Genomic DNA, 24,700 nt, shown 5'->3' with positions numbered 1-24,700 from the left:
TATTGTGAAGGAGAGCATCGTGCGCAATTTAACAAAAACTATTGTGGTGGCATCGTTAATGTTACCCGTTAGTGCTTATCCGCTAGGAATTGGTGACATTAAGTTGCACTCGGCACTCAACGAAAACTTGAAAGCTGATATATCTTTAATGTTAGCACCCGGTGAAAAACCCGCTGATGTTAAAGTTAAGTTAGCTTCACCTGAAAAATTTATTGAAGCGGGCATACCTTGGACGAGTGTTTTATCAGATATTAAATTTGAAACAGTTGCGGGTGATAATGGTGTCGTTCTGGTCAAACTCAGCACCAGAAATGCCTTAAAAGAACCATTTTTAGATTTAATGTTGGAAGTAACTTGGCCGAAAGGAAGCTTGTTCCGTGAATTTACCGTGCTAGTGGATCCGCCGGCAGTTTATGAGCAACCGACAATTCCTGTAGCCAATAGTTATGACACGTATCAATCCAATCCTTACTTCCCTTCAGAAAGACCTCAAGCTGTAAGGCAGCAATCCAGATCAAAACCTCGGAGAACGGCAGCAGCTGTTAGCCATGATGGATCATTGGTTACTAGCAAAAATGACACGCTGTGGGGAATTGCGCAACGTGTCAACCGGGGCAGCGATGCATCGGTTGAACAGATGATGATTGCCATTTATCAGAACAATCCCCAGGCATTCTTTAAGCAAAATGTGAACGCCCTAATGGCGGGCAAAAGGATCAAAGTACCTGATCGAAACACCGTCATACAATTATCAAGAAAGCAGGCTTTAGCAGAGTTTAATCAGCAAAATAATGCTTGGAATAACCGCCAAGTTACCGATGTACCCGCTATGGCGCATAGTAACGCCGATTCAGAGCCTGATAACGAACTGACGCTGCATGCACCGAATCAAGCAACAGTAGCTGATAAAGTCGAAATCAGTGCTGAATCCCAGCAAACGGCGGAAGCCAAAAATACTTCAAAGCCAGTCGAGGTTGATGCGGGTACAGAAGATAAAGCGGATACTTCAGAACCTCTTGCAGGCAAATCAGGTGCTGATGCAGAAATAAAAGCCAAAATTGCTGAATTGGAAAAGCAGTTGGCAACTATGCAACAAATTGTGGCTTTAAAAGATCAGCAATTAGCCATTTTGCAAAATAAGCCCCAGCCCCAGCCCCAGGCTCAAGCGCAACAAGCCCCCGTTCAAAATCCTGAGCCTGTTGTGACACCGGCTCCGGTCACCGAAGCGCAGCCCCAGCCTGATACTGAGAAGCCAGTAGTTGCCCCAATAAAACCAAAGCCAGTTATTAAACCTGCACAAATAAAACCAGTAGAACCCAATGAGTCATATTACTACTTGGGAGTTATAGGTATTGGTAGTGGTTTACTAACTGTTTTGGGGTGGTTTTGGTTTAGAAATCGTCGTTTAGATCGAGATAGTGGTCTTGATGCTATCCGCGCTTACACAAGTGCATCAAAAGGCCAAACTAGTAAACCTACAGCTGAGTTAGAAAAAGCGGTTGATAACAATTTTGGTGCAGGATCCGACAATTTATTCTTGGCAGAATTTATTCCTGGCGAGTTTGATACCTTCGATATGGATCATGATGAAATTGATCCAATATCAGAAGCTGATGTTTATCTCGCTTATGGGCGCTATCAACAAGCGGAAGAGTTGATGCGTCAGGCTATCGAAGATCAGCCTGATCATGATGAGTACAAGCTTAAATTATTGGAAATTTATTACAGCAATAATAACAGCAAAGATTTTGAAAACTACGCGTGGCAATTATCCGATACAGGTAAAAAAGATGACCGTTTGTTCTGGTCAAAAGTTATCGAAATGGGTAGTGAGATTTGTGCTGATTCGGCATTGTTTAATCCGAATGGATCCAAGCTCAATCTTACAAAGCCTAGCTTTGATGTTAGCCCAGCAGCTACAGAACCGACTCCTGCAATCGAGGAGCAAAGTGTTGACATGTTTGCCTCTGAGTCTTTTGAAAGCCTTATCGAGTCAAGTGCTAAACAAGAAGAAACTGATGTATCAGGCGAGTTGTTTGATTTCGATTTAAGCTTCTTTGAAGAAGAGAGCAATGAAAGAAGTGGGGAAAGCGCAGAGAATCGCACAGTTGAGTTTGAGCTGTTTGATGAACCCAAGCCTTTGCAACAAGATTTTGCTGTCGAAGACAGTGAGCCATTTTCAACAAATATCATCGAATTTGATAAGCCTTCAGAACCTAAGATTGATGCCTCGCCTTTAAGTTATTCTTTCGAAGATGAATTTGATTTTGGCTTGTTAGGGGATGATAAAGGAAAGGGCGAGATACCTCCTCCTGCAATAGATCTTGGTAATATCGATGAAATTGAAACCAAGTTAGATTTGGCTATTGCTTATATTGATATGGGCGATAAAGAATCTGCAATTGAAATAGTTCAGGAGATCTTAGAAAAAGGTAATGATAAGCAACGTGATGTTGCGCAATCGTTATTGGCAGGATTGTAAAAACAGCGCTGTTTTTGTTAAGGCGATAAAAGCTCCTATAAATAGAGGCTTTGTACATATCTAAGAGCCGTTTATTTATGAGCGGTTCTTATCAATCCATACGGAGATATTTTTGACTGTTCTTGTGACGGGTGCTGCTGGTTTTATAGGGGCGGCTCTCTGTCTGAAGTTGTTGCTGCGTGGTGATAAGGTTGTCGGCATTGACAATTTAAATGGGTACTACGACGTCAATTTGAAATTGGCTAGGCTTGGACGTTTAGAGCAATTTCCCCATTTTCAGTTTTTAGAATTGGATATTGCCGATAGGAGTGGGCTTAATGCGTTGTTCTTGAGCCATTGCTTTAGTCATGTCGTTAATCTTGCCGCACAAGCTGGCGTCCGTTATTCCCTTGAAAACCCCCATGCGTATATTGATGCCAATATCGTTGGTTTTACCAACCTGTTGGAATGCTGCCGCCATTTCAAAATAGGCCATTTGGTTTACGCGTCATCAAGTTCGGTGTACGGGGCTAATACTAAAATCCCTTTCTCTGTGCGCGACAATGTCGACCACCCGGTCTCTTTATATGCGGCAACCAAAAAAGCCAATGAATTAATGGCGCATACCTACAGCCATCTTTTTAACATACCTACTACTGGCCTAAGGTTTTTTACTGTTTATGGGCCTTGGGGTAGGCCGGATATGTCGCCGTTTTTATTTACCCGGAATATCCTTGCCGGTAAGCCCATTGATGTATTTAACTTTGGCAATCACCGTAGGGATTTTACTTTTATTGATGATATTGTTGATGGTGTTGTTAATGTATTGGACAAGCCATCTGTCGCCAATCCGCGTTGGTCAGGTAGTTTGCCAGATCCAAGCAGCAGCCTCGCACCTTACCGCGTCTATAATATTGGCAACCATAACCCCGTAAAATTATTGGACTTTATTGAGTTATTGGAGTCATGCCTAGGTAGGAAAGCCATTAAGAACTTATTGCCGATGCAACCTGGTGACGTCCAAGATACCTGTGCCGATGTGGCTGATTTGGAAAATGATTTTGCTTTTAAGCCAAGTATCAGTCTGGCCGATGGTATTGCCCAGTTTGTTGCTTGGTATAAAAGCTACTATCGTTGTTGAAGATAGGGCGGGGGCAAGCCGATAAGGCCTTGCTTCGCCTTATTTTTGACGGCTAGTTAACTGTTTAAAAATGATGTCACGTCATTCTTGATGTTATCTGCATGTAGGCCGCATTCTTTTTTTGCACCTGACTCCCACCACCAGCGTCCTGACCTTTCGTGTTGGTTCGGTAGAACCGCCCTTGTGCAAGGTTCGCAGCCAATGCTAATAAAACCTTTTTCGTGCAATTCGTTAAAGGGGACTTCGTAAGCTTCAATGTAATCCCAGACTTGTGCCGATGTCCAATTGAGCAACGGGTTGAATTTAACTAATTGATGTTCTTCTGTTGAGAAGGTGGTGTCAATTTGAACCTCAGGCAAATCTTGGCGCGTTTCTAAGCTTTGGTCACGGCGCTGTCCGGTTATCCATGCGTCCAAATGGGCGACACGGCGTGATAGCGGCTCCACTTTGCGGATTTGGCAGCAATCCTGATGCCCATCTTCGTAAAAACTGAACAAGCCCTTTTGTTTGACGAACCGGTCTAATACATCGCGATCCGGTGTCAGCAGTTCAATGTCAAGATGATAATGTTTCCTGACTTTTTCAATAAAACGGTAGGTTTCAGGGTGAAGCCTTCCTGTGTCCAAGCAAAATACTTGAATGTTTTTGCGCAGGGCGACAGCCATGTCGATCAGCACCACATCTTCCGAACCACTGAAAGAAATGGCAATGTTGTCATAAAGTTCCAGTGCTTTTTTAAGGATAGCCCTGGGCTTTTTTTGGTTCAGTTCAACTTGTAGTTGCTGAATATCAATATCGGTCATGGTTTAAGCGCAAGTTTGCGTGAAATAACGGTTCAAAAATTCGTCGAAAGGCAATTGTGCTTGGCTTTCGATGGCTTGTTGTTTGGCATGGGACTCTTGTGCCATACCAATAAATTGTTGATTTTTTGAAGGCTTTAGTGTGCGGCCTGCAAAATAGTTTTTATGTTCGGCAGATTTGTTGATGCCAAAGCGTGCAAATGGCATTTTTAATTCCCCCATTTGCGCCAGCATTCGTGCTGATGCGGTCAGGTCTGGATTACTTGCAACGGCTTGCTGTGCTTGCAGCGCCTTGCTATAGGGCTGTTCAGGGTTATTTTGATCCAGTATGGCACAGAGTGGCTGCATGGATTCAAGAATTTCATGTACCCAATCTTGTAAGCCAATAGAGTTTCCGTTGTTGTTGAGCAACAAGCCGGGTTGTCTGCCTTTATTGGCAACCGCGAGTTGGTTATTGTTGAAAACTTCCCGGTTTTTTTCATCAACCGGAGGGCTGTCAGTACACAAACACGTCAGTAACAACGCTTCGATAAAACGAGCTTTGTCTTCATCGATGCCAATCGGATTAAATAAGTCCAGGTCGAGTGATCGCATCTCTACATAGCGCACACCGCGACGCCTTAAGGCAACGGTGGGTTTTTCACAAGATTCGGCAATTTGCTTGGGCCGCATCGTGCTGTAAAACTCGTTTTCAATCTGCAAAATGTTGCTGTTTAACTGGCGGTATTCGCCATTGACGACCGTGCCGATATTTTCATAATCGGGATAAGGCGTGTTGATAGCGGCACTTAGGCTGCTGACGTAGCCGTCGATGCTGTTGTAATCAATTTTAAGATTGGCTTGGTTTTGGCTTTTATAACCAATATCACTCATCCGTAATGAGGTGGCGTAGGGATGGTAAAGCGTGCCTTGGTCAAACTCTTCAAATTGCGCCATCAATTGCGGGCGGCTTTTGAAGAAATTTTTGCAGATGGCAGGCGATGCGCCAAACAGGTACAAAATTAACCAGCCAATGCGCTGGAAGTTGCGGATAAGGCCAAAGTAGCCTTGGGCGGTAAAGGCTTGTAGGTCGAGCGTCGAGCCTTCTTGTTGGTGCAGGGCTTGCCATAAGCCGACCGGTACGGAGTAGTTGAAATGGATGCCAGCAATGGCTTGCATGGTTCTGCCATAGCGGTGCCATAAGCCTTGGCGATAGACGTTTTTCATCCGTCCAACGTTGGAAGTGCCGTATTCGGCAATACGGATGCTCTCGTCGCCATTGATGCCACAGGGCATGCTGGTGGCTAACAACATCTCATTATCTAAATTGGCATAGACGAATTGGTGGATGTCGTCGAGATAAGTTAGGGCATCTTTAATATCTGCGAAGGGGGGGGTAATCAGCTCTATTAAGGCTTCGGAGTAATCGGTGGTGATGTAAGGATGGGTGAGTGCAGACCCTAATGCGTAAGGATGATCGGCTTGTGATATTTGCCCTGCTGCGCTGATCCGCAAACTTTCTTTCTCAATGCCTTTAAGGCCGCCGCAGAGCAGGTGCTGTTGTCCGCTGTGCAGAAGACGGTCTAGGCGCAAGGCGAGCGATTTGTTGTTATGGGTCATAGGAAGGGCGTTTGGTAGTGCTGTTGCTTAAGCCTTTGTCAGGGTTGACTGAGGGGCTGGTGCGGCAGTCATGTATAATCGGAGCATTATAATGGCTTTACCTAGCAGAAGAAATAACATCGTGGCCAAAGGCATGGATATTCATAACAGCAAATCGTTAGAAGTTTTAAAGTCCGTTTTCGGTTATGACAGTTTCAGGGGGCAGCAACAGCAAGTGATTGAGCAGGTCGCACTCGGCGGCGATGCCTTGGTGCTGATGCCGACCGGCGCCGGTAAATCGCTGTGCTACCAGATTCCTGCCTTGCTAAGGCCTGGTGTGGGTGTGGTGATTTCACCCTTGATTGCATTAATGCAAGACCAGGTCAGCGCATTATTGCAATTGGGCGTGAGGGCTGCGTTTTTAAATTCCAGCCAGACGTTGCAGGAAGCCCGCGCTATCGAACAAAGGTTGCTGGAAGGCCAGCTTGACTTGCTTTACATTGCCCCTGAGCGGTTGACGGCAAGCCGTACCTATGACCTGTTCGCGCGCATTAAGATTGCTTTGTTCGCCATCGACGAAGCCCATTGTGTGTCGCAATGGGGTCATGATTTTCGCGCCGATTACCTGCAATTGTCGCTCTTGCACGAACGTTATCCCGACATTCCGCGTATCGCCCTGACGGCGACCGCTGATGAAAAAACCCGCCAAGAAATCATCCAGCGTCTTCAATTGGCGCATGCCCCGCTGTTTTTGAGCGGTTTTGACCGCCCCAATATCCGTTATCAAATCGTCCAAAAACAAAATGCCAGGCAACAGCTGATTGAGTTTATCCGCAGCGAACACGATGGCGATGCCGGGATTGTCTATTGTTTGTCGCGTAAAAAAGTTGAGGAAACCGCAGAATGGCTTCGCAGCAAGGGTGTCAATGCCTTGCCTTATCATGCCGGAATGGGTAATGACTTGCGGCAAAAGCATCAACACCAATTTTTAATTCAAGACGATTTGGTCATCGTCGCCACTATTGCTTTTGGGATGGGGATCGACAAGCCGAACGTGCGCTTTGTTGCGCATTTGGATTTGCCGAAAAGCATTGAGGCATATTACCAAGAGACTGGGCGGGCAGGGCGCGATGGTTTGCCGGCCAATGCCTGGATGGCCTACGGGCTGCAGGATGTCATTACTTTGCGGAAAATGTTGGCGGAGTCGAATGCCGATGAAGTCCATAAACGCGTCGAATACCATAAGCTCGATGCCATGCTGGCATTATGTGAAGAAGTCCATTGTCGTCGCCAAGCTTTGTTGCACTACTTTGGCGACTTGCTCGAACAGGCTTGCGGCAATTGCGACACGTGCCTTAATCCGGTGGAAATGTGGGACGGTACGCTTGCCGCCCAACAGGCTTTGTCGTGTGTCTACCGAACAGGGCAACGTTTTGGTGTTGGCTATCTGATCGATGTGTTGCGTGGTAAAGCCTCTGAACGTATCGCCAGTTTTGGTCATGACCAACAATCGACTTTTGGTATAGGTAAAGATTTGGATGAGCAGCAATGGTCGTCTGTGTTCCGGCAATTGGTGGCGCGGCGCTTGGTGGCGGTCAATTTTGAACAATACGGAGCGCTTCAGTTGACGGATATTTGCCGCCCCATTTTGCGGGGTGAGCAAACGCTAATGTTACGCAAAGATTTACAGGTGGACAAAAAGCGCGGCAAAACCCAAGCCAAAAATAGTCTCCATGCTGGATTGGCAGGATCACAAGCGTCTTTGTGGGATGCTTTGCGGGAGAAGCGCAAAGCCATTGCCGAAGCGCAAGATGTGCCGGCTTATGTGATTTTTCATGATGCGACATTGATGGCAATGATGGAAGCCAAGCCGATGAGCCTGCAGGCAATGGGGCGCATTTCGGGCGTGGGTGCCCGCAAATTGGAGCTTTATGGCGAGGACTTTCTGGCGGTTGTCAAGGCTTATGCCGATAGTGAAGAAAACATCTCCGATACCACCAGCGAGTCGATTAATTTATTTCGTTTGGGTTACAGCATCGGTCAAATTGCTCAGCAAAGAAGCTTAAAGGAAACGACTATTTATAAGCATTTATCTGATGGATTGGCGCAAGGTTTGTTGGTGTTGTCTGAGGTTTTGGAATTGCCGGAAACGGATACTGCCCGCATAGAAGATGCGATTCTGGAGTTAAGCCCAGAGGGGAGTCAGTCAATAAGGCCGGTATTTGAAAAATTTGAAGCACAATACAGTTACGAGCAATTGCGTTGTGTAAAAGCGGCGTTATTGTTTCGAACAGGTTAACAGCTTATTGTCTTAAAAGTTGTTATTTTTTATGGGCTTTAAGGTGTATAAAAGCTTTTGGGCTTGGTGGTGCGGTCTGCTTCCAAGTTGAGAAAACAACAATTCTGTGTTGTAATGCAGACGTTTTACGTCTTATTGTGCCCCTTATTTTGCCTTGGCAAGAAGGGGTTGGTTTCGCCGCAACTTGTTTGGAGAGCAGGCTTATCAACTATGCGATTTACTATTAAAAAAGGTTTAGACTTACCGATAACCGGGGGGCCAAAACAAACCATTGAAAACGGCAATGCTGTGCAATCGGTGGCTATTTTGGGTATGGATTATGTAGGCATGAAGCCTACTATGATGGTCAGTGAAGGCGATAGGGTCAAGTTGGGCCAAATCCTTTTTTCTGACAAAAAAAATCCCGGTGTTAATTTCACAGCGCCAGGTGCCGGCGTAATTAAAGCCATTAATCGTGGCGCAAAAAGGGTATTACAATCTGTTGTTATCGAACTAAGCGGATCGGATGAAGTTAGCTTTGACCGCTATAACGAAGCTGAATTAGCTAATTTGTCGGTTGAACAAGTTAAGGCAAACTTGGTGGCTTCTGGTTTGTGGACAAGCTTAAGGGCAAGACCTTATGGCAAAACACCCAGCCTAGACAGCAAAGCCAGTTCGTTGTTCATCACTGCGATCGACACCAGCCCATTAGCGGCTGATCCTGCTGTCATCATCAAAGAACGCAGCCAAGACTTTATCAACGGTTTGGTGGTGTTGAGCAAATTGACCGAAGGCAAAACCTACCTTTGTAAGGCTGTAGGTGCAGATATTGCCACTGGCAATGCCCCTGTTACAGTTGCCGAATTTGAAGGCCCGCATCCAGCTGGCTTGCCAAGCACGCATATCCACCTTATTGATCCTGTTAATGCTGAAAAATTTGTTTGGTACATTGGTTATCAGGCCGTCATGGCAATTGGTGCGTTGTTTGTATCAGGCCGATTGAATGTTGAACGTGTGGTTGCTTTAGCCGGCCCTACGGCAAAAAATCCACGTTTGGTGCGCACCCGGGTTGGTGCAAACTTAACTGATTTGACAGTAGGCGAAGTGGCTGACGATTTAGAATCCAGAGTCATTTCCGGTTCCGTATTGTATGGTCATCAAGCCAGCGATTGGGCTGCCTATCTGGGTTGTTACAGCAACCAAGTGTCAATATTGCAAGAAGGCCGTGCCCGCGAATTGTTTGGCTGGATTGTGCCAGGCAAAGATAAATATTCTGCATTAGATGTTTATTTGTCCAGCCGAGATCGTAAATCAGGCCGTAAATTCCCATTGACCACCACTAAAAACGGCAGCAACCGTGCAATCGTTCCGGTTGGCGTTTATGAAAGCGTTATGCCGATGGATATTTTGTCTACACCATTGCTGAAATCATTAGTCGTGGGCGATAGCGACCAAGCCCAGCTGTTGGGTTGTTTGGAATTGGACGAAGAAGATTTGGCATTATTCACATTCGTTGATCCAGGCAAACACGACTTCGGTCCGGTGCTGAGAGCCAATTTAACTAAAATTGAAAAAGAAGGATAAGGGCAATGTCGGCTAGAGATTTATTAGATAGCATAGAGCCGCATTTTACGAAAGGCGGTAAATTAGAAAAGTACTACGGTCTCTATGAGATGGTGGATACTTTTATTTACACACCAGCGGATGTTACACGCGGAACCACCCATGTCCGTGATGGCAACGACCTGAAACGCACCATGACATTTGTGGTTATTGCCACTGCCTTATGTGTGTTTATGGCCATGTACAACACCGGTTATCAAGCCAACCTTGCAATGGAAGCAATGGGGCTGGATAAAATTGACGGCTGGCGTAGCATCCCCATGATGATATTTGGCTACAACCCGATGAACCCATTGTCTTGTATGGTTCACGGTGCGTTGTACTTTTTCCCGATTTATATCGTCACACTGGCTGTAGGCGGTGTTTGGGAAGTTCTGTTTGCAACAGTGAGAGGCCATGAAGTTAACGAAGGTTTCTTGGTATCTTCAATGTTGTACACCTTGATTATGCCACCCGACATGCCTTTATGGCAGGTTGCTTTGGGCATTTCTTTCGGTATCGTTATTGGTAAAGAAGTCTTTGGTGGCACAGGTAAAAACTTTCTTAACCCAGCTTTAACAGGCCGGGCATTTTTATACTTTGCTTACCCCGCATCGATTTCGGGCGACTCTGTTTGGGTTGCTGTCGATGGTTACACTGCTGCTACTCCATTAGGTTTGGCTGCGAATGGTGGTTTGGATGCGGTTTACGCTGCTAATTACACTTGGGTGCAAACCTTGTTTGGTTTTGAACCCGGTTGTTTGGGTGAAACATCTACCATTGCTATTTTGGTCGGTGCAGCATTCTTGTTATATACCCGCGTTGCATCTTATCGGATCATGGGTGGTGTATTGGGTGGCATGATAGCCACTTCTTTGTTGTTCAACGTGATTGGCAGTGACAGCAACCCTATGTTCTCGTTCCCTTGGTACTGGCACTTGACCGTTGGTGGTTTTGCGTTTGGTATGGTTTACATGGCAACGGATCCTGTCAGTGCGGCTATGACCAACACAGGACGTTGGGTTTTTGGAGCATTGGTCGGTGGTATGACCGTGTTAATCAGGGTTGTTAACCCCGCATTTCCAGAAGGCATTATGTTGGCAATCTTGTTCTCCAACATGTTTGCTCCAACCATCGACTACTTTGTCATTCAGGCCAATATTAGAAGAAGGATGAAACGTCATGCCTAATGAAAAAAAGCAATGTGAACATATGGTTAAACTGTGTGCCACACTTGAGAAATATGAAAGCTACCGTAAATTTAAAGCTTATGCACTGAAAGTGCTGGCTTTAGGTAACGATAGCTTGGAAAAAACTATTGCCATTGCTGTAGCGCTTTGTTTGGTTTGTGCGGTATTGGTTTCATTTGCAGCCGTTGCATTAAAGCCGCTACAAGTTAATAACAAAGAACAAGATATGAAGAAAAATATCTTGGACGTAGCGGGTTTGCTGGAAGAAGGCAGCAATATTGATGCTGCATTTGCAGAAAAAATCGAACCTAAAATCGTCGATTTAGAAACTGGTAGTTACGTTGATAGCGTTAATGTTGCTGATTACGACCAACGTAAAGCAGCAAAAGACCCTGCACAAAGCGTGGCAATCCCAAAAGAAAAAGATATTGCCCATATCCGCGTGAAAGCCAAATATGCCAAAGTATTTTTGGTTAAAGAAGGCGGCACTATCAAATCCATTATTTTGCCAATCAATGGCTATGGTTTATGGTCAACCCTTTACGGCTTCCTGTCTTTAGATGCTGATGGCCAAACCGTACAAAGCATCAACTTCTACGATCAAGCGGAAACTCCGGGCTTGGGTGGTGAGGTGGTTAATCCTAATTGGCGTGCCTTGTGGAAAGGCAAAAAAGTCTACGCAGAAACCGATCAGGCTTCTATGGAAAAAGGCTTGATTGAAGAAGCTGATGTTGGTGAACCCGCTTTGGCTTTAATTAAAGGTACAGTTGATAACACCAAACCAGGTTCACAATATCAAGTGGATGGCTTGGCGGGTGCCACATTGACCAGTACTGGTGTAACCAATTTGATTAGATACTGGACAAGCAAAGAAGGTTTTGCCCCGTATTTGAGTAAAGTAAGAACGGTTAAAGGAGCGAAGTCATGAGCGCCGTAATGAATGATGAATCAAAAAAAATCTTAAATGATGAAACCAAGAAAGTTTTGGTTGAACCATTAGTTACCAATAACCCTATCACTCTACAAGTTTTAGGTATTTGTTCGGCTCTGGCGGTAACTTCGCAGATGTCAACGTCATTAATTATGGCATTGGCATTAACGTTGGTGACAGCATTCTCCAGTGCAGCCATCAGTGCTATCAGAAACCATATTCCAAGCAGCATCCGTATCATCGTACAGATGACTATTATTGCTTCATTGGTAATTGTGGTTGATCAAATGCTGAAAGCTTTCGCTTATGATGTTAGTAAGCAATTATCGGTTTTCGTTGGTTTGATTATCACCAACTGCATCGTTATGGGTCGTGCTGAAGGTTATGCGATGAAAAATCCGCCTTTGGAAAGCTTCATGGATGGTATTGGTAATGGTTTAGGCTACAGCTTAATTTTGGTTATTGTCGCGTTTTTCCGCGAACTCTTTGGTTCTGGCAAATTGCTGGGTATTGAAGTGTTCCATCTGTCTAAAGATGGCGGCTGGTATGATCCAAATGGTTTGATGTTATTACCACCTAGTGCGTTCTTTATTATCGGTTTGATTATATGGACTGTCCGTCAATGGAAACCTGCTCAAGTCGAAAAAGTAGAATTCAAAATTATGTCGATTTCTCATGGTGAAGGAGGGCATCACTAATGGAAGCGTATATCAGTTTGTTTGTAAAAGCCGTTTTCATTGAAAATTTGGCATTATCCTTCTTCTTGGGTATGTGTACGTTTATCGCCGTATCTAAAAAGATTTCCACAGCAATGGGCTTGGGTATCGCGGTTATGGTGGTGCAAGCCATTACCGTACCTGCCAACAATGTCGTTTATCACGCATTGTTGCAAGAAGATGCCTTGTCTTGGCTAGGCATTAAAGGTGTTGATTTAAGCTTTCTTGCTTTACTTAGCTGTATCGGCATGATTGCGGCTTTGGTACAAATTTTGGAAATGATTTTAGATAAATTCTTTCCAGCCTTGTACTCTGCCCTAGGCATTTTCTTACCGTTGATTACTGTTAACTGCGCGATTCTTGGTGGTAGTTTGTTCATGATTGAACGTGACTATAACTTTGGCGAAAGCGTCACTTACGGTGTCGGTAGTGGCTTGGGCTGGGCCTTGGCAATTACTGTCATGGCCGGTGTGCGCGAAAAGCTCAAATACAGCGATATTCCAGCTGGCTTGCAAGGCCTGGGTATCACCTTTATTACTGCGGGTCTGATGTCGCTTGGCTTCATGGCTTTCTCTGGAATCCAACTTTAGGAAGGTATCGTAATGCTGGAAATTTTATTAGGCATTATTATTTTCACGGCTTTCGTGATTGCACTGGTCTTTATGATTATCGGTGCAAAAAGTAAATTGGTTGCCGCTGGTGATGTTGAGATTCTTATCAATGACGAAAAGAAAATCTACGTACCAGTAGGTTCAAAATTGTTAGGTGCTTTGGCTGACAACGGTCTGTTTGTGTCGTCAGCTTGTGGTGGTGGTGGTACTTGCGCTCAATGCCGCGTTAAAGTCCATTCTGGCGGCGGAGATATATTGCCAACAGAAACCTCACATATCACTAAACGTGAAGCAGCAGAAGGCGAACGTCTTTCTTGCCAAGTTACCGTTAGAAATAACATGTCGATTGAGGTTGAAGACGATGTGTTTGGTGTTAAAAAGTGGGAATGTACCGTTAAATCTAACCATAACGTAGCAACATTCATTAAAGAATTGGTGTTGGAATTGCCTGAAGGCGAAGCCATTAATTACCGTGCTGGCGGTTATATCCAAATTGAATGTCCACAACATGTCGTTAAATATAGCGACTTTGCTGTTGAAGAGCGTTTCCGTGATGATTGGGACAAATTCAATCTGTGGCGTTATGTTTCCACAGTAAAAGAACCTGCCTTGCGTGCTTATTCGATGGCTTCTTATCCAGTGGAAAAAGAAATCATGTTGAACGTGCGTATTGCCACTCCGCCACCGCGTGCCCCAGAAAATGTACCACCTGGCATCATGTCTTCGTATATTTTTGGCTTGAAACCAGGTGACAAATGTATCGTTTCAGGACCTTACGGTGAGTTCTTCGCTAAAGAAACTGAAGCAGAAATGGTGTTTATTGGTGGTGGTGCCGGTATGGCGCCGATGCGTTCACATATCTTCGACCAATTGCGTCGTATTGGATCTAAACGCAAAATCACTTTCTGGTATGGCGCGCGTAGTAAACGTGAAATGTTCTATGTGGAAGATTTTGACATGTTGCAACGTGAAAATCCTAATTTCACTTGGCATTGTGCTTTGTCTGATCCACTTCCAGAAGACAACTGGGATGGCTACACAGGCTTTATTCATAATGTAGTTTATGAAAACCATTTGAAAAACCATCCTGCTCCAGAAGATTGTGAATTCTACATGTGCGGTCCTCCAATCATGAACAGTTCAGTCATCAAAATGTTGTTAGATTTAGGTGTTGAGCCTGAAAATATCATGCTGGATGACTTTGGCGGTTAACCGTTAAAGCTGTCAAAACATTAAACCCTTCTGGGAAACTTTCCTAGAAGGGTTTTTGTTTTTAGAACGTTCAGTTTGCATTAACTCATTCCCGATAGATTGTGGCAACTATGTATCTTATAAGGCCACCTCTATGTATCAATTCTTCTCTGTTGTCTTGCTTCTTGGTTTAAGTTTGACCCAAACGGCTTTTGCATTTCGGTGCGATCATCAATTAGTGCAATTGGGAGACAGAAAAATTGAAGTGTCAAACAGTTGTGGTGACCCTGATTCGATTGACCAGCATTACGAAACCAAGTTGGTCAGAAATCTGATTAGCATTGGCGGTGGGACACCAAACAATTCTGGTGTGCAGATAGGTCAACAAACCTATTATGAAGTGCAAATACTTGTTGAAGAATGGGTTTATGATTTCGGTCGGCGTCGTTTCCAGCAATATTTAAGGTTTGAAAATGGTGTTTTGACGGAAATAAAAGAGTTGGGGAAAGGGAAAAATTAATGCATTTTTGTCCCGACAATAGTGCATACAAGCGACAATATTTGAGTATACTATCCAAGCGGATAGATTAAACACGATCCGTTTTATCATTTAACAGAAAAGAGTCTTGGTGCGTTTTTATTCGTTTCCAAGGAATACCCAATAAAGTCTGGGCTTTTCTATCCTGAGGTGAATCATGACTTATTTTTTTGTAACGTTCGTTATTATGTTAGTTGTTGTTGGCATCATGGCTATTGGTGTGATGTTTGGACGACGCGCCATTAAAGGTTCTTGTGGCGGGCTTAATAATGGCAATTGTGCCTGTGTAAAAAAATGCGATAAAAGAAAAGCGATGGAAGCGGAAAGTAACGCTTAAACAAAAATAAGTCGAGCATTCATGGAGGATGCGGAGTTCAGCAATAAACTCAAGAAGGAGTTGGATATGCTGACAAAAATTACCGTTGCCGATTATATGAGTAAAAGATTGGTTACTTTGTCAAAAGATACCGATGTTTTTGCGGCAATAAAAAAATTGCTTGACCATAAGATAACCTGTGCCCCAGTCGTTGACGACAAAGGCCATTTGTTGGGTATGTTTTCAGAAAAAGACGGGATGCATGTCTTTCTAGAAAGCGTTTACGACCAAGGCATGAGCGGAAAAGTCTGTGAATACATGACGACTGATACCATCAGCGTCAATGCCGATTCCAGCATCATTGAACTGGCGGAAAAATTTCTGCCTTCATCGGTGCGGAGCTTTCCGGTGTTTAGTGAAAATACCTTTGTGGGTATCATTAGCCGCACCGATGTTTTAAAAGCCTTAACAGAAATCAAATAAACCCACACACGTAGTAATGGCGGCAAACAGTTTTTTTTGGCATGACTACGAAACTTTTGGTACGGATCCTAGGAAAGACAGGCCAGTACAATTTGCCGGGGTCCGTACCGACGAGCAATTCAATATTATCGATGAACCCTTGGTGGTTTATTGCCAGTCGTCCGACGATTACCTACCGCAACCTGAAGCCTGTTTAATTACCGGAATCACCCCACAGCAAGCCGATACCAAAGGTGTTTGTGAAGCAGCGTTTATTCATTTAATTCACCAGCAGCTCAGCCAGCCCAACACCTGTACTTTAGGTTACAACAATATCCGCTTTGACGACGAAGTTACACGTAACGCCTTATACCGAAATTTTTACGACCCCTATATCCGCGAATGGCAAAACGGCAATTCCCGCTGGGATTTGCTCGATGTTGTGCGGGCGGCAAAAGCCTTAAGACCCGAAGGTATTGAATGGCCCATGGGCGCAGATGAAAAACCCAGCTTCCGTTTAGATCAGCTGACGGTTGCCAATGGTATTGCTCATGAATCAGCCCATGATGCTTTGTCTGATGTTTATGCGACCATTGCCTTCGCCAAACGCATCAGCCAAGTCCAACCGAGGTTGTATCAGTTTTTGTTGCAACACCGTTCAAAGCACCACGCCTTGGAATTGTTGTCATTAGGCAGTTTTAAACCAGTTGTTCATGTATCGGGCAAATATCCGGCACTTAAGCATTGTTTGGCGATTGTTTTACCGATCTGCAAGCACCCCATCAATAGCAATGGCGTGATTGTTTACGACTTGTCCGTCGATCCGCAACCCATGCTGCACTTATCAGTAGCTGAGATCCAACAACGGCTATTTATCGCTACCGATGACTTGCCTGAAGGTGTGGCGAGAATTCCATTGAAAACCGTCCACATCAATAAATGCCCGGTATTAGCGCCGATCTCAGTGATAAGACCTGAAGATGAACAGCGTTTGCAAATTGATTTAAGCATTTGTGTTGCCAATATTGCTAAGATTAAATCGGTAATTGGCCTAAACGAAAAATTAGCGGCAGTATTTGCTTTGCCGGACTCGCGTGAACAAGAGACCGATGCCGATTTGGCAATTTACAGCGGCGGTTTTTTCTCTGAAAGCGACAAGCAAAAAATGCATAAGCTGAGAACATTGACGCCTGAACAATTGGCAAAAACCACCTTCTGTTTTGAAGACAGCCGTCTGCCAGACATGTTGTTCCGTTATCGGGCACGAAATTACCCTGATAGCTTAAGCCAGACAGAAAAGCAGCAGTGGCAAGCCTTTTGCCGCGATCGGCTGACCGGCAAACGAACCGGCGCAAGCATCACTTTTAGCGACTATTTCGCCAAGCTTAAACAGCTGCAACAAGTAGGCACTGGCGATCCCGACATCCTGTCTGCGTTACAACATTACGGCTATGAAAAAATGCAACGTCTTGGTGTCACACTAGACTAACCGCTGCCTGTCCGTAACCTCAAACATTGCCATTCCATGCGAATCCATGCCCTTCCTAGCCAATTAGTCAATCAAATCGCCGCAGGCGAAGTGGTTGAAAGACCCTCGTCGGTCGTCAAAGAATTGGTCGAAAACAGCTTTGATGCCGGTGCCAGCCAAATCTGCATCGACATTGAACAAGCGGGCACGCGCCGTATCAGGATTCGTGATAACGGCTGTGGTATCGTCAAAGACGATTTGGCCTTGGCATTGTCACGCCACGCCACCAGCAAAATTAATAGCTTAGAAGATTTGCAACAAGTCGCCAGCATGGGGTTTCGTGGCGAAGCCTTGCCGAGTATCAGTTCGGTGTCCAGACTGACACTGATTTCCCGCATAGCGGCAGCTGAATGCGCTTGGCGGGTCAGTGCCGACGGTTCGGAAATTTACGATGACCCGCAACCCGACCCGCACCCACTAGGTACAACGGTTGATGTGCAAGACTTGTTCTACAACACGCCCGCCCGGCGCAAGTTTTTGCGTACCGAAAAAACCGAATTCGATCACATCGAAACGCTGATTAAACGTATGGCGTTAAGCCGCTTTAACATTGGTTTCCAGCTGCTGCATAACCAAAAGGAAATCCTCAATTTAAAGCCTGCTGTCAACGAAACACAGCAAGCGCAAAGGGTAGCAGGCATTTGCGGTTCGGCGTTTATCGACAATGCCGTCACCATTGATTACGAAGCCTCCGGTTTGCGTTTGTCTGGTTGGGTAGGGTTGCCGACTTTTTCACGCAGCCAGCAAGACATGCAATTCTTCTACGTCAACGGTCGGTTGATCCGCGATAAATTGGTGGCTCATGCTGTCAAGCAAGCCTATCAAGATGTGCTTTACCACGGGCGGCATCCGGTGTTTGTGCTGTACCTGCATTTGGATCCGGCCTTAGTGGATGTCAATGCCCATCCAGCCAAATTGGAAGTGCGTTTCCGCGAAGGCCGCATGGTGCATGATTTTCTGTTTTCGGCATTACATCGTTCATTGGCAGACTTGCGGCCTGGGCAAAATGAACCGGTATTGATTGACCCGTCGCCTATCGCGCCTACTTCTAACAGCCAGACACCATTTGCCGGCAGTTATCGGCAATCGCCGCAGCCCACGCAAACTGCGTTACCTTGGCAAGTGCAAGAAAACCTGCAAGCGTACGCCGCGCTGTCCCCGCCACCTGTTGCCGAACCTACTCAAGAAGCGCTGGTTGTAACAAACTCAAGCGCTATGCCGCCATTGGGTTATGCCATTGCCCATATCCACCAAATTTTTATTTTGTCGGAAACGGCAAATGGCGTGATTTTAGTCGATACCCACGCGGCGCATGAGCGCATCACCTACGAACGTTTAAAACAGCAATATCAACAAGGCGCAGTCCCTAGTCAGCCACTGTTGTTGCCTATTAAATTGGCAGTCAGCCAAGCGGAAGCCGATTTGGCAGAAAGCGAACAGGCTTTCTTCACCGCCCTAGGTTTTGAGATTAACCGCTTAGCACCGGAAGCTATCGTTCTGCGTGCCATTCCCGCTTTGTTGCGCGGTATTGATGTGGAAACATTAATCCGCGACGTTTTGGCAGATATGTGCGAACACGGTACCAGCCAACGTATCCAAGCCCAAGCCAACCAATTTTTGGCCACCATGGCTTGCCACGGTGCGGTGCGCGCGCGGCGCAGGTTGACCGTGGAAGAAATGAACGCCTTACTGCGCGATATGGAACAAACCGAACGCATTGGGCAATGCAATCACGGAAGGCCGACTTGGATTGCTTTGTCTCACCAAGATTTGGACAAGTTTTTTATGCGGGGGCAATAAGCTTGGCTAATCTGCTTCCACCCGCCATCTTTTTGATGGGTCCCACGGCATCAGGTAAAACCCGCTTGGCGGTCGAGCTGGCGCAAGCCTTAAACGGCGAGATTATCAGCGTTGATTCGGCCTTGGTTTATCGTGGCATGGACATCGGTACAGCAAAACCGACGTCTGATGAACGGCGTGGCATAACCCATCATCTGATTGATATTTTAGACCCTTCGGAAGCGTACTCGACCGGACAATTCAGAAGCCAAGCACTGGCGTTAATGGCAGATATAAGCCTGCGCGGTAAACTGCCCGTTTTGGTGGGTGGCACTATGTTGTATTTCAATGCCTTAAGCGGTGGCTTGGCAACATTGCCGGAAGCAGACCCCAGCATCCGCGCCCAACTGGATGCCGATTTGGCAATTTATGGTAAAGAAGCCTTGCATCAGCGCTTGGCGGCGGTCGATCCGCAAGCGGCGGCAAGAATCCATCCGCATGATCCGCAGCGCATACAGCGCGCGCTAGAGGTTTATGCCATCAGCGGCAAACCGCTTAGTTCATTTTTTGCCGATCCGCAAGATGCGCTGCCTTATCGGTTGGTCAAATTGGTCATCAGCCCGCCCGATAGAAAAATCCTCCATGCCATGATTGCCGAGCGTTTCATGGCCATGCTCAAAGCGGGTTTTCTCGAGGAAGTGGCGGTGCTGCACCAACGCGGCGATTTGCACGAAAAAATGCCCGCGATTCGCGCTGTGGGTTATCGGCAAGCTTGGTCGTACTTGCAAGGCGAGATTGACCAAGCCACGATGACGGAAAAAGCTATTGTCGCCACTCGGCAATTGGCAAAGCGGCAGTTTACTTGGTTACGCCGGGAAACGGATGCGATACAGCTGCTGACAGGGGATAGCGAAGTGCTGGCAAAAGCCTTGCAGGCAGTCGCCGAAGGCTTGGCTTAGAACTTATTGTGGTTGGAATGATGGGTTACTATTGGCTATTTCGGATAGCTGGTTCGGCCTTTTTTTAACAAGGCTGAACTGTGTCGAGCCTGCTGGCTGATCGGGCTTTTTTTGATCGACAACAAAGGCGGCGGCGTTTTTTTCATCACGCCCGAACCCTCGGTGCGGGCGGCAAAAGCAATGGCGGCCTGCTGGTGTTTGGTAAACGACAAATGCGGCAGGTGATCTTCCAGCAGTGTGCCAACAATTCTTTCCGAAGCCAAGGGTTTGGCAAAACGCAAGGCATTGGCGCGCATTTCCGCCAAGCGTGTCGGATTATCGAGCAAGCGTTCCAATTTAAAGGCTAGCGTGGTCAGGTCATTGCATTTGACGGCAATGCCTTCTTCCAACAGATGATCGCTATTACGTTCTTCTTGCCCAGGAATGGGCGACACCACACACATCGGCAAACCGCAGGCAATGGCTTCCGAAGCGGTCATGCCGCCGGGCTTGCCGATAAAAATATCGGATATTTTCATCAACTTGTGCATTTGGTCGGTATAGCCAAACACTTTAAATTTATCACTTTGCAGGCCAACAATTTGTTCGACGCGTTGTTTCAATTCTTCATTGCGTCCGCAAACCACCACGGTTTGTGCGTGGTGGCGCAAATTGAGCAGGCGCTCCACCATAAATTCGGTCGGCCCTTGACCTATTGCGCCCGCCGAAAGTAATAGCACCGGTTTGTCGGGATTAAGCTGCAAACTCAAACGCCCTTGGTGGCGGTCTATGTCTTGTTGGAACTGTGGGTCGATAGGGATGCCGGAAACGGTAATGCGTTCATCAGGAATACCCAGCATTTGCAAGTGAGCCTTGGTTTCGTCCAAAGCGACAAAGTAGCGGTGGAATGAGCGTGACAACCACATGGCGTGGAAATCAAAGTCGGTGACGACAATTGACAGCCGTGCTTGAATTTGGCGGGTGGCAATTAAATGTGAAACGATACCGGCGGGCATAAAATGTGTGCAGACGGTAATGTGCGGGTCGAAGTCTTGAATGAAACGCACCAAGGGCTTGGTGTTAAGCCGATCTAACATGATGCGCATGCGATCGGTACGCCAAGGCTCGTCGCTGGTTTTATACCACCAACCTAAAAAGTCAGGTGCCGAGCGGACGAGCGATTCGTAAAACTTGGAGTAAAAGTCGCGGAAGAGCTTGTTGGTGTATTGCAGCGCGTCATGATTGACCACTTCGACAACCCGGTCATCGGCGGCAAAGGATTTTTCCAGTGCGGCGGCGGCTTTGATGTGTCCGTTGCCTGCACCTGCCGATATGATTAAAACGCGTTTTTTCATCAAAGTGCAGGGTACTGACTGCGTAAAGGTGCAACTTGACCGGTTTTTCGAAACCGTAAGTAATCTGCCAAAACCAGGGCATGGTCAAAAGCCAGTTGTTCGGGTAGCTCATCCAACCTAAAAGCTTGGCAGTTTTTGGCGTCGTCGGCAGCTTTGGGCATACCGTTGGCTTCGGCGACATAAACGGCGGTGACGGTATGTCCGCGCTCATCGCGGCGCGGGTCGGAATAAATGCCCAGTAAAGCCGTCAAGCGTACTTCCAGGGTGACTTCTTCTAAGGCTTCACGTACGGCAGCATTTTCCAAGCATTCACCAACATCAACAAAGCCGCCAGGCAATGCCCAGCCGTAGGGCGGATTGGCGCGCTCAATCAGCACAATAGGGCGATCTGGCAAGTCGATCAATTCGATAACGGTGTCGGCAGCCAATAAGGGGGTGACGGGTTTGTACATGGATTGCTCCGAAAAGAGGTGCGACCAGAAAAAGTTGGGGAGGTGAGCGGCTTAGTGCTTGGCAACTTGGGTTTGCCAGTGTTTTTGGGTGAGCCAAGCCATTGCCGTACAAATGCTAAGCCCAAAGGCGAGCAGTATGGTCTGTACCGGCAGTTCGGCTTCAACCATCATAGCATAGGCCCCTAACATGAGCAGGATGCAGATGTTTTCGTTAAAGTTTTGCAAGGCAATTGAATGTCCGGATCCCATCATTTGATGGCCCCGGTGTTGTAACAGCGCATTCATAGGGATCAAAAAACTACCGGCTAAAGCACCAATGATGATGAGCAATACAATAGCCATTTGCCAGTTAATGACCCAATTCATCCCGATAATCATCATACCCATGCCGATGCCTAAAGGCAGGACTTTAACGGCCTGTTGCAAAGGCACCCATTTGGCGGCAACGACCGAGCCTATTGCCAAACCTACTGCGACGACGGCGGTCAGTTGCGTGGCTTGTTCCAAATTAAAATGTAAAGCTATCGCCGCCCAGCTGAGGATAAGAAAGCGCAGTGTCGTACCAGCCCCCCAAAATAAAGAGGTGACGGCTAATGAAACTTGTCCTAGCGGGTCTTGCCATAATTGTACGAAACTGCGCCAAAAATCAGCGCACAAGACTTTTGCAGAACGGCTGTCTAAGCGGTGTTCGATAGGCAATTTAGGGATTAACAAGTTAAACACGGCGGCTAGCGCGTAAAACAGCAAGATAATCAGTGTCGCTAATTTGGCGGCGCTATTGATGCCGGCATTAAAATCTAAACGGGCAAGATGGCTGGCTACCACAGCTTGGAATTCCGGGCCTATCAGCAAACCACCAATAATAGCGCCCAAAATCACCGCGCCCACTGTTAAGCCTTCCATCCAACCGTTGCCCCAGACCAGCCGTTCGGCTGGCAGGCATTCTGCCAGAATGCCGTATTTGGCAGGCGAATATAAAGCCGCGCCCATACCGACTACCCCATAACACCAGAGTGGGTGTCCACCCAGCAGCATGGCAAAGCAGCCGCCTACTTTAATGGCATTGCTGATGAACATCACTTTGCCTTTCGGTAGCGCATCGGCAAAAACGCCGACAAATGGCGCCAGCACAATAAAGGAAATCACGAAAAATTGTTGAAGGACAGGCGTTTGCCAAGAGGGTGCGGACAAGTCTTTAAGCAGTTCGATAGCGGCAAACAACAGCGCGTTATCGGCTAAGGCGGAAAAAAATTGGGCGGCAAGGATAACGCAAAAACCACGATTCATGACGCTATCCTACCCAACTGCAGCTTGTCAAGCCGTGCGCTTGAACCCTATCAGTATCCGTTATTGCCATTAAAGGGTTGGACTTGCTTCTAAGGGGTCTGGAATAGTGGCGTCTTGTAGTTTTTGCCAGCTTATTAACTCCAGCTCGCCACTAAAGTGTTCGACGATAGCCGTGCAGCTCTCAACAAAATCGCCAGTGTTAACGTATAAAAAACCACCAATGTCTTTGATTTCTGCATGATGGATATGTCCGCAAATAACGCCGTCAACGCCTTCGTTTTTAAGCGTGTTGACGATGCTTTCTTCGTAATCGGAAATAAACTGGACGATATTTTTAACTTTAAACTTGATGAACGCCGCCAACGAAAAATGCGATTGGATACCCAAAAAACGCCGGATTACCCTTAAAAAACGATTGATTTCCAAAAGAAAATCGTAACCGGAGCTGCCCAGTTTGGCGATCCATTGGTGATATTTGGCGATGGTGTCGTATTCGTCGCCATGAACCACCAAAAACCGTTTGCCGTTGGCTGTGGTGTGGATTTCGGAGTTTTTGACAATAATGTCGCCGAATACGTAATTGTCGTACTCCCTGACGTTTTCATCATGGTTGCCAGGTACGTAGATGACTTGTGTGTTATGTCGGGCTTTACGGAGTATTTTTTGGATGACGGTGTTGTGTTCGCGAGGCCAGTACATTTTTTTGGAAAGTGACCAAAAATCAATAATGTCGCCGACCAGATAGAGCTTTTCGCTATCGTTGAACTTCAGGAAGTCGAGCAGTATATCGGCCTGGCATTGTGTAGAGCCTAAATGCAGGTCGGAAATCCAGATGGTTCTGTATGTATTATTCATAAAATGCCAGCTTACTATAGGATTTTTGTTTATTAAGCCAAAATAATCAATGGCTTATTAGGCACTCGTTGTGTTGGCGGGTATTTCCAGCGTGAATAATGCTGGCAAAATAGCATAAAAAGCTTTTACCCGAATGGTAGAGCAGGGAATTTTAGTTTAAGCAGATGAAATTTATATGACAGCCAGTCAGGTAAATAATGGATAGGCGATTGGCTTTGTTATAGAAAATCCCATGACGAGAAGCAAGCCGCTTGGCCTTTAATACGGCCTTGCGCATCGTGAACATTCCATATGACGGCATTTTTAATGCTAAAACGCTGACCACTTTTGCTGATGCGGACGCCGTGGTAGTTTTCCGAGAAGCCAAATTTCGCCGCTTGCGCCAACAGCTGTTCGCGTTCAGGTTGGGTGTCCGCTTCGGCTGATAATTTTGACGGCAAGCCAATCAATTCATGCCATTGGTAGCCGAACAATTCCAAGGCTTTTAGGTTGGCGTAATTGAACAAAGGCTCGGATTCCCCGTTGTGGGACAAAACTGCTATGGGGGCGTGAAAAACCGCTTTGGCAAAATTGTCGTCTTCTTTTATATCTGCAAAACAAGGTTTGCCCAATAACTGTTTAAAGCTGTTATTCAAATCATCAACATGCTGTTGTTGATAGTTGTTTGAATCATTGGGTAAATCCATATCGG

General features: G+C 46.3%; 22 protein-coding genes. 15 read left to right on the top strand and 7 right to left on the bottom strand.

What is annotated here, in order from left to right; all coding sequences use genetic code 11:
* Positions 1 to 19: 19 nt before the first annotated feature.
* Together ACYQ1O_RS15640 and ACYQ1O_RS15635 are read left to right on the top strand one after the other, a co-directional pair.
* Positions 20 to 2,482 (top strand): motility hub landmark protein FimV, encoded by a 2,463-nt coding sequence (locus ACYQ1O_RS15640; protein WP_459993088.1) that lies wholly within the window; start codon positions 20 to 22, stop codon positions 2,480 to 2,482.
* 112 nt (positions 2,483 to 2,594) lie between these two features.
* Positions 2,595 to 3,602, top strand: coding sequence for an NAD-dependent epimerase (locus tag ACYQ1O_RS15635; protein ID WP_459993087.1), 1,008 nt, complete (start codon positions 2,595 to 2,597; stop codon positions 3,600 to 3,602).
* Between the two features lie 56 nt (positions 3,603 to 3,658).
* Here the strand turns inward: ACYQ1O_RS15635 and ACYQ1O_RS15630 are convergent, their stop codons facing one another.
* Together ACYQ1O_RS15630 and gshA are read right to left on the bottom strand one after the other, a co-directional pair.
* Positions 3,659 to 4,405, bottom strand: a complete 747-nt coding sequence (locus tag ACYQ1O_RS15630; protein WP_459993086.1) for a phosphoadenylyl-sulfate reductase — start codon at positions 4,403 to 4,405, stop codon at positions 3,659 to 3,661.
* Positions 4,406 to 4,408: 3 nt separating this feature from the next.
* Positions 4,409 to 6,001: a glutamate--cysteine ligase gene (gene gshA, locus ACYQ1O_RS15625; protein WP_459993084.1), complete on the bottom strand. Its 1,593-nt coding sequence runs from the start codon at positions 5,999 to 6,001 to the stop codon at positions 4,409 to 4,411.
* Between the two features lie 91 nt (positions 6,002 to 6,092).
* On the opposite strand from gshA, the gene recQ reads away from it, so the two are divergent.
* The 13 genes from recQ (at position 6,093) to miaA (ending at position 20,081) form a co-directional block, all read left to right on the top strand.
* Positions 6,093 to 8,279, top strand: coding sequence for a DNA helicase RecQ (recQ, locus tag ACYQ1O_RS15620; RefSeq protein ID WP_459993082.1), 2,187 nt, complete (start codon positions 6,093 to 6,095; stop codon positions 8,277 to 8,279).
* A gap of 210 nt (positions 8,280 to 8,489) precedes the next feature.
* A complete protein-coding gene (locus ACYQ1O_RS15615; protein WP_459993081.1) occupies positions 8,490 to 9,842 on the top strand; it encodes a Na(+)-translocating NADH-quinone reductase subunit A in 1,353 nt (450 codons plus the stop codon).
* A gap of 5 nt (positions 9,843 to 9,847) precedes the next feature.
* Positions 9,848 to 11,050: an NADH:ubiquinone reductase (Na(+)-transporting) subunit B gene (locus tag ACYQ1O_RS15610; RefSeq protein ID WP_459993079.1), complete on the top strand. Its 1,203-nt coding sequence runs from the start codon at positions 9,848 to 9,850 to the stop codon at positions 11,048 to 11,050.
* Positions 11,043 to 11,978, top strand: coding sequence for a Na(+)-translocating NADH-quinone reductase subunit C (locus ACYQ1O_RS15605; protein WP_459993077.1), 936 nt, complete (start codon positions 11,043 to 11,045; stop codon positions 11,976 to 11,978). The genes ACYQ1O_RS15610 and ACYQ1O_RS15605 overlap by 8 nt, the downstream gene beginning before the upstream one ends.
* The gene (locus ACYQ1O_RS15600) at positions 11,975 to 12,679 is read left to right on the top strand and encodes an NADH:ubiquinone reductase (Na(+)-transporting) subunit D (protein ID WP_459993075.1); all 705 of its coding nucleotides are present in this window, start codon (positions 11,975 to 11,977) and stop codon (positions 12,677 to 12,679) included. Before ACYQ1O_RS15605 ends, ACYQ1O_RS15600 begins: the two co-directional genes overlap by 4 nt.
* Positions 12,679 to 13,287: an NADH:ubiquinone reductase (Na(+)-transporting) subunit E gene (gene nqrE, locus ACYQ1O_RS15595; protein ID WP_459993074.1), complete on the top strand. Its 609-nt coding sequence runs from the start codon at positions 12,679 to 12,681 to the stop codon at positions 13,285 to 13,287. Before ACYQ1O_RS15600 ends, nqrE begins: the two co-directional genes overlap by 1 nt.
* 12 nt (positions 13,288 to 13,299) lie before the next feature.
* Positions 13,300 to 14,520: an NADH:ubiquinone reductase (Na(+)-transporting) subunit F gene (gene nqrF, locus ACYQ1O_RS15590; RefSeq protein WP_459993072.1), complete on the top strand. Its 1,221-nt coding sequence runs from the start codon at positions 13,300 to 13,302 to the stop codon at positions 14,518 to 14,520.
* 133 nt (positions 14,521 to 14,653) lie between these two features.
* Positions 14,654 to 15,019, top strand: a complete 366-nt coding sequence (locus tag ACYQ1O_RS15585) for a DUF2845 domain-containing protein (RefSeq protein WP_459993071.1) — start codon at positions 14,654 to 14,656, stop codon at positions 15,017 to 15,019.
* A 175-nt stretch (positions 15,020 to 15,194) separates the two neighbouring features.
* Positions 15,195 to 15,374 (top strand): (Na+)-NQR maturation NqrM, encoded by a 180-nt coding sequence (gene nqrM / locus ACYQ1O_RS15580; RefSeq protein WP_459993070.1) that lies wholly within the window; start codon positions 15,195 to 15,197, stop codon positions 15,372 to 15,374.
* Positions 15,375 to 15,440: 66 nt separating this feature from the next.
* A complete protein-coding gene (locus ACYQ1O_RS15575; RefSeq protein WP_459993068.1) occupies positions 15,441 to 15,836 on the top strand; it encodes a CBS domain-containing protein in 396 nt (131 codons plus the stop codon).
* A 16-nt stretch (positions 15,837 to 15,852) separates the two neighbouring features.
* Positions 15,853 to 17,304 (top strand): exodeoxyribonuclease I, encoded by a 1,452-nt coding sequence (gene sbcB, locus ACYQ1O_RS15570; RefSeq protein ID WP_459993067.1) that lies wholly within the window; start codon positions 15,853 to 15,855, stop codon positions 17,302 to 17,304.
* Between the two features lie 36 nt (positions 17,305 to 17,340).
* Entirely contained in the window at positions 17,341 to 19,143 is a 1,803-nt protein-coding gene (gene mutL / locus ACYQ1O_RS15565; RefSeq protein WP_459993065.1) for a DNA mismatch repair endonuclease MutL, read from the top strand.
* Between the two features lie 35 nt (positions 19,144 to 19,178).
* Positions 19,179 to 20,081 (top strand): tRNA (adenosine(37)-N6)-dimethylallyltransferase MiaA, encoded by a 903-nt coding sequence (gene miaA / locus ACYQ1O_RS15560; protein WP_459993205.1) that lies wholly within the window; start codon positions 19,179 to 19,181, stop codon positions 20,079 to 20,081.
* 35 nt (positions 20,082 to 20,116) lie between these two features.
* Here miaA and ACYQ1O_RS15555 read toward each other — a convergent pair whose 3' ends face one another.
* The 5 genes from ACYQ1O_RS15555 to ACYQ1O_RS15535 all read right to left on the bottom strand — a co-directional run bounded on the left by ACYQ1O_RS15555 (position 20,117) and on the right by ACYQ1O_RS15535 (position 24,695).
* Positions 20,117 to 21,415 (bottom strand): MGDG synthase family glycosyltransferase, encoded by a 1,299-nt coding sequence (locus ACYQ1O_RS15555; protein ID WP_459993064.1) that lies wholly within the window; start codon positions 21,413 to 21,415, stop codon positions 20,117 to 20,119.
* Entirely contained in the window at positions 21,415 to 21,867 is a 453-nt protein-coding gene (locus ACYQ1O_RS15550) for an NUDIX domain-containing protein (RefSeq protein WP_459993062.1), read from the bottom strand. The genes ACYQ1O_RS15555 and ACYQ1O_RS15550 overlap by 1 nt, the downstream gene beginning before the upstream one ends.
* 51 nt (positions 21,868 to 21,918) lie before the next feature.
* The gene (lplT, locus tag ACYQ1O_RS15545; protein ID WP_459993061.1) at positions 21,919 to 23,154 is read right to left on the bottom strand and encodes a lysophospholipid transporter LplT; all 1,236 of its coding nucleotides are present in this window, start codon (positions 23,152 to 23,154) and stop codon (positions 21,919 to 21,921) included.
* A 69-nt stretch (positions 23,155 to 23,223) separates the two neighbouring features.
* Positions 23,224 to 24,009, bottom strand: a complete 786-nt coding sequence (locus ACYQ1O_RS15540) for a UDP-2,3-diacylglucosamine diphosphatase (RefSeq protein WP_459993060.1) — start codon at positions 24,007 to 24,009, stop codon at positions 23,224 to 23,226.
* A 218-nt stretch (positions 24,010 to 24,227) separates the two neighbouring features.
* Positions 24,228 to 24,695, bottom strand: coding sequence for an MEKHLA domain-containing protein (locus ACYQ1O_RS15535; RefSeq protein ID WP_459993059.1), 468 nt, complete (start codon positions 24,693 to 24,695; stop codon positions 24,228 to 24,230).
* Between the last annotated feature and the right edge of the window lie 5 nt (positions 24,696 to 24,700).

It is taken from the genome of Methylosoma difficile, assembly GCF_054657615.1.
The sequence above is the reverse complement of the archived record's forward strand: the minus strand, read 5'-3'. Positions and strand labels throughout refer to the sequence as shown.

Coding starts and splice junctions, on each gene's coding strand:
- ACYQ1O_RS15630 (WP_459993086.1), bottom strand. CDS start 4,405: ATGACCGATATTGATATTCAGCAACTACAAGTTGAACTGAACCAAAAA.
- gshA (WP_459993084.1), bottom strand. CDS start 6,001: ATGACCCATAACAACAAATCGCTCGCCTTGCGCCTAGACCGTCTTCTG.
- recQ (WP_459993082.1), top strand. CDS start 6,093: ATGGCTTTACCTAGCAGAAGAAATAACATCGTGGCCAAAGGCATGGAT.
- ACYQ1O_RS15615 (WP_459993081.1), top strand. CDS start 8,490: ATGCGATTTACTATTAAAAAAGGTTTAGACTTACCGATAACCGGGGGG.
- ACYQ1O_RS15610 (WP_459993079.1), top strand. CDS start 9,848: ATGTCGGCTAGAGATTTATTAGATAGCATAGAGCCGCATTTTACGAAA.
- ACYQ1O_RS15605 (WP_459993077.1), top strand. CDS start 11,043: ATGCCTAATGAAAAAAAGCAATGTGAACATATGGTTAAACTGTGTGCC.
- ACYQ1O_RS15600 (WP_459993075.1), top strand. CDS start 11,975: ATGAGCGCCGTAATGAATGATGAATCAAAAAAAATCTTAAATGATGAA.
- nqrE (WP_459993074.1), top strand. CDS start 12,679: ATGGAAGCGTATATCAGTTTGTTTGTAAAAGCCGTTTTCATTGAAAAT.
- nqrF (WP_459993072.1), top strand. CDS start 13,300: ATGCTGGAAATTTTATTAGGCATTATTATTTTCACGGCTTTCGTGATT.
- ACYQ1O_RS15585 (WP_459993071.1), top strand. CDS start 14,654: ATGTATCAATTCTTCTCTGTTGTCTTGCTTCTTGGTTTAAGTTTGACC.
- nqrM (WP_459993070.1), top strand. CDS start 15,195: ATGACTTATTTTTTTGTAACGTTCGTTATTATGTTAGTTGTTGTTGGC.
- ACYQ1O_RS15575 (WP_459993068.1), top strand. CDS start 15,441: ATGCTGACAAAAATTACCGTTGCCGATTATATGAGTAAAAGATTGGTT.
- sbcB (WP_459993067.1), top strand. CDS start 15,853: ATGGCGGCAAACAGTTTTTTTTGGCATGACTACGAAACTTTTGGTACG.
- mutL (WP_459993065.1), top strand. CDS start 17,341: ATGCGAATCCATGCCCTTCCTAGCCAATTAGTCAATCAAATCGCCGCA.
- miaA (WP_459993205.1), top strand. CDS start 19,179: ATGGGTCCCACGGCATCAGGTAAAACCCGCTTGGCGGTCGAGCTGGCG.
- ACYQ1O_RS15555 (WP_459993064.1), bottom strand. CDS start 21,415: ATGAAAAAACGCGTTTTAATCATATCGGCAGGTGCAGGCAACGGACAC.
- ACYQ1O_RS15550 (WP_459993062.1), bottom strand. CDS start 21,867: ATGTACAAACCCGTCACCCCCTTATTGGCTGCCGACACCGTTATCGAA.
- lplT (WP_459993061.1), bottom strand. CDS start 23,154: ATGAATCGTGGTTTTTGCGTTATCCTTGCCGCCCAATTTTTTTCCGCC.
- ACYQ1O_RS15540 (WP_459993060.1), bottom strand. CDS start 24,009: ATGAATAATACATACAGAACCATCTGGATTTCCGACCTGCATTTAGGC.
- ACYQ1O_RS15535 (WP_459993059.1), bottom strand. CDS start 24,695: ATGGATTTACCCAATGATTCAAACAACTATCAACAACAGCATGTTGAT.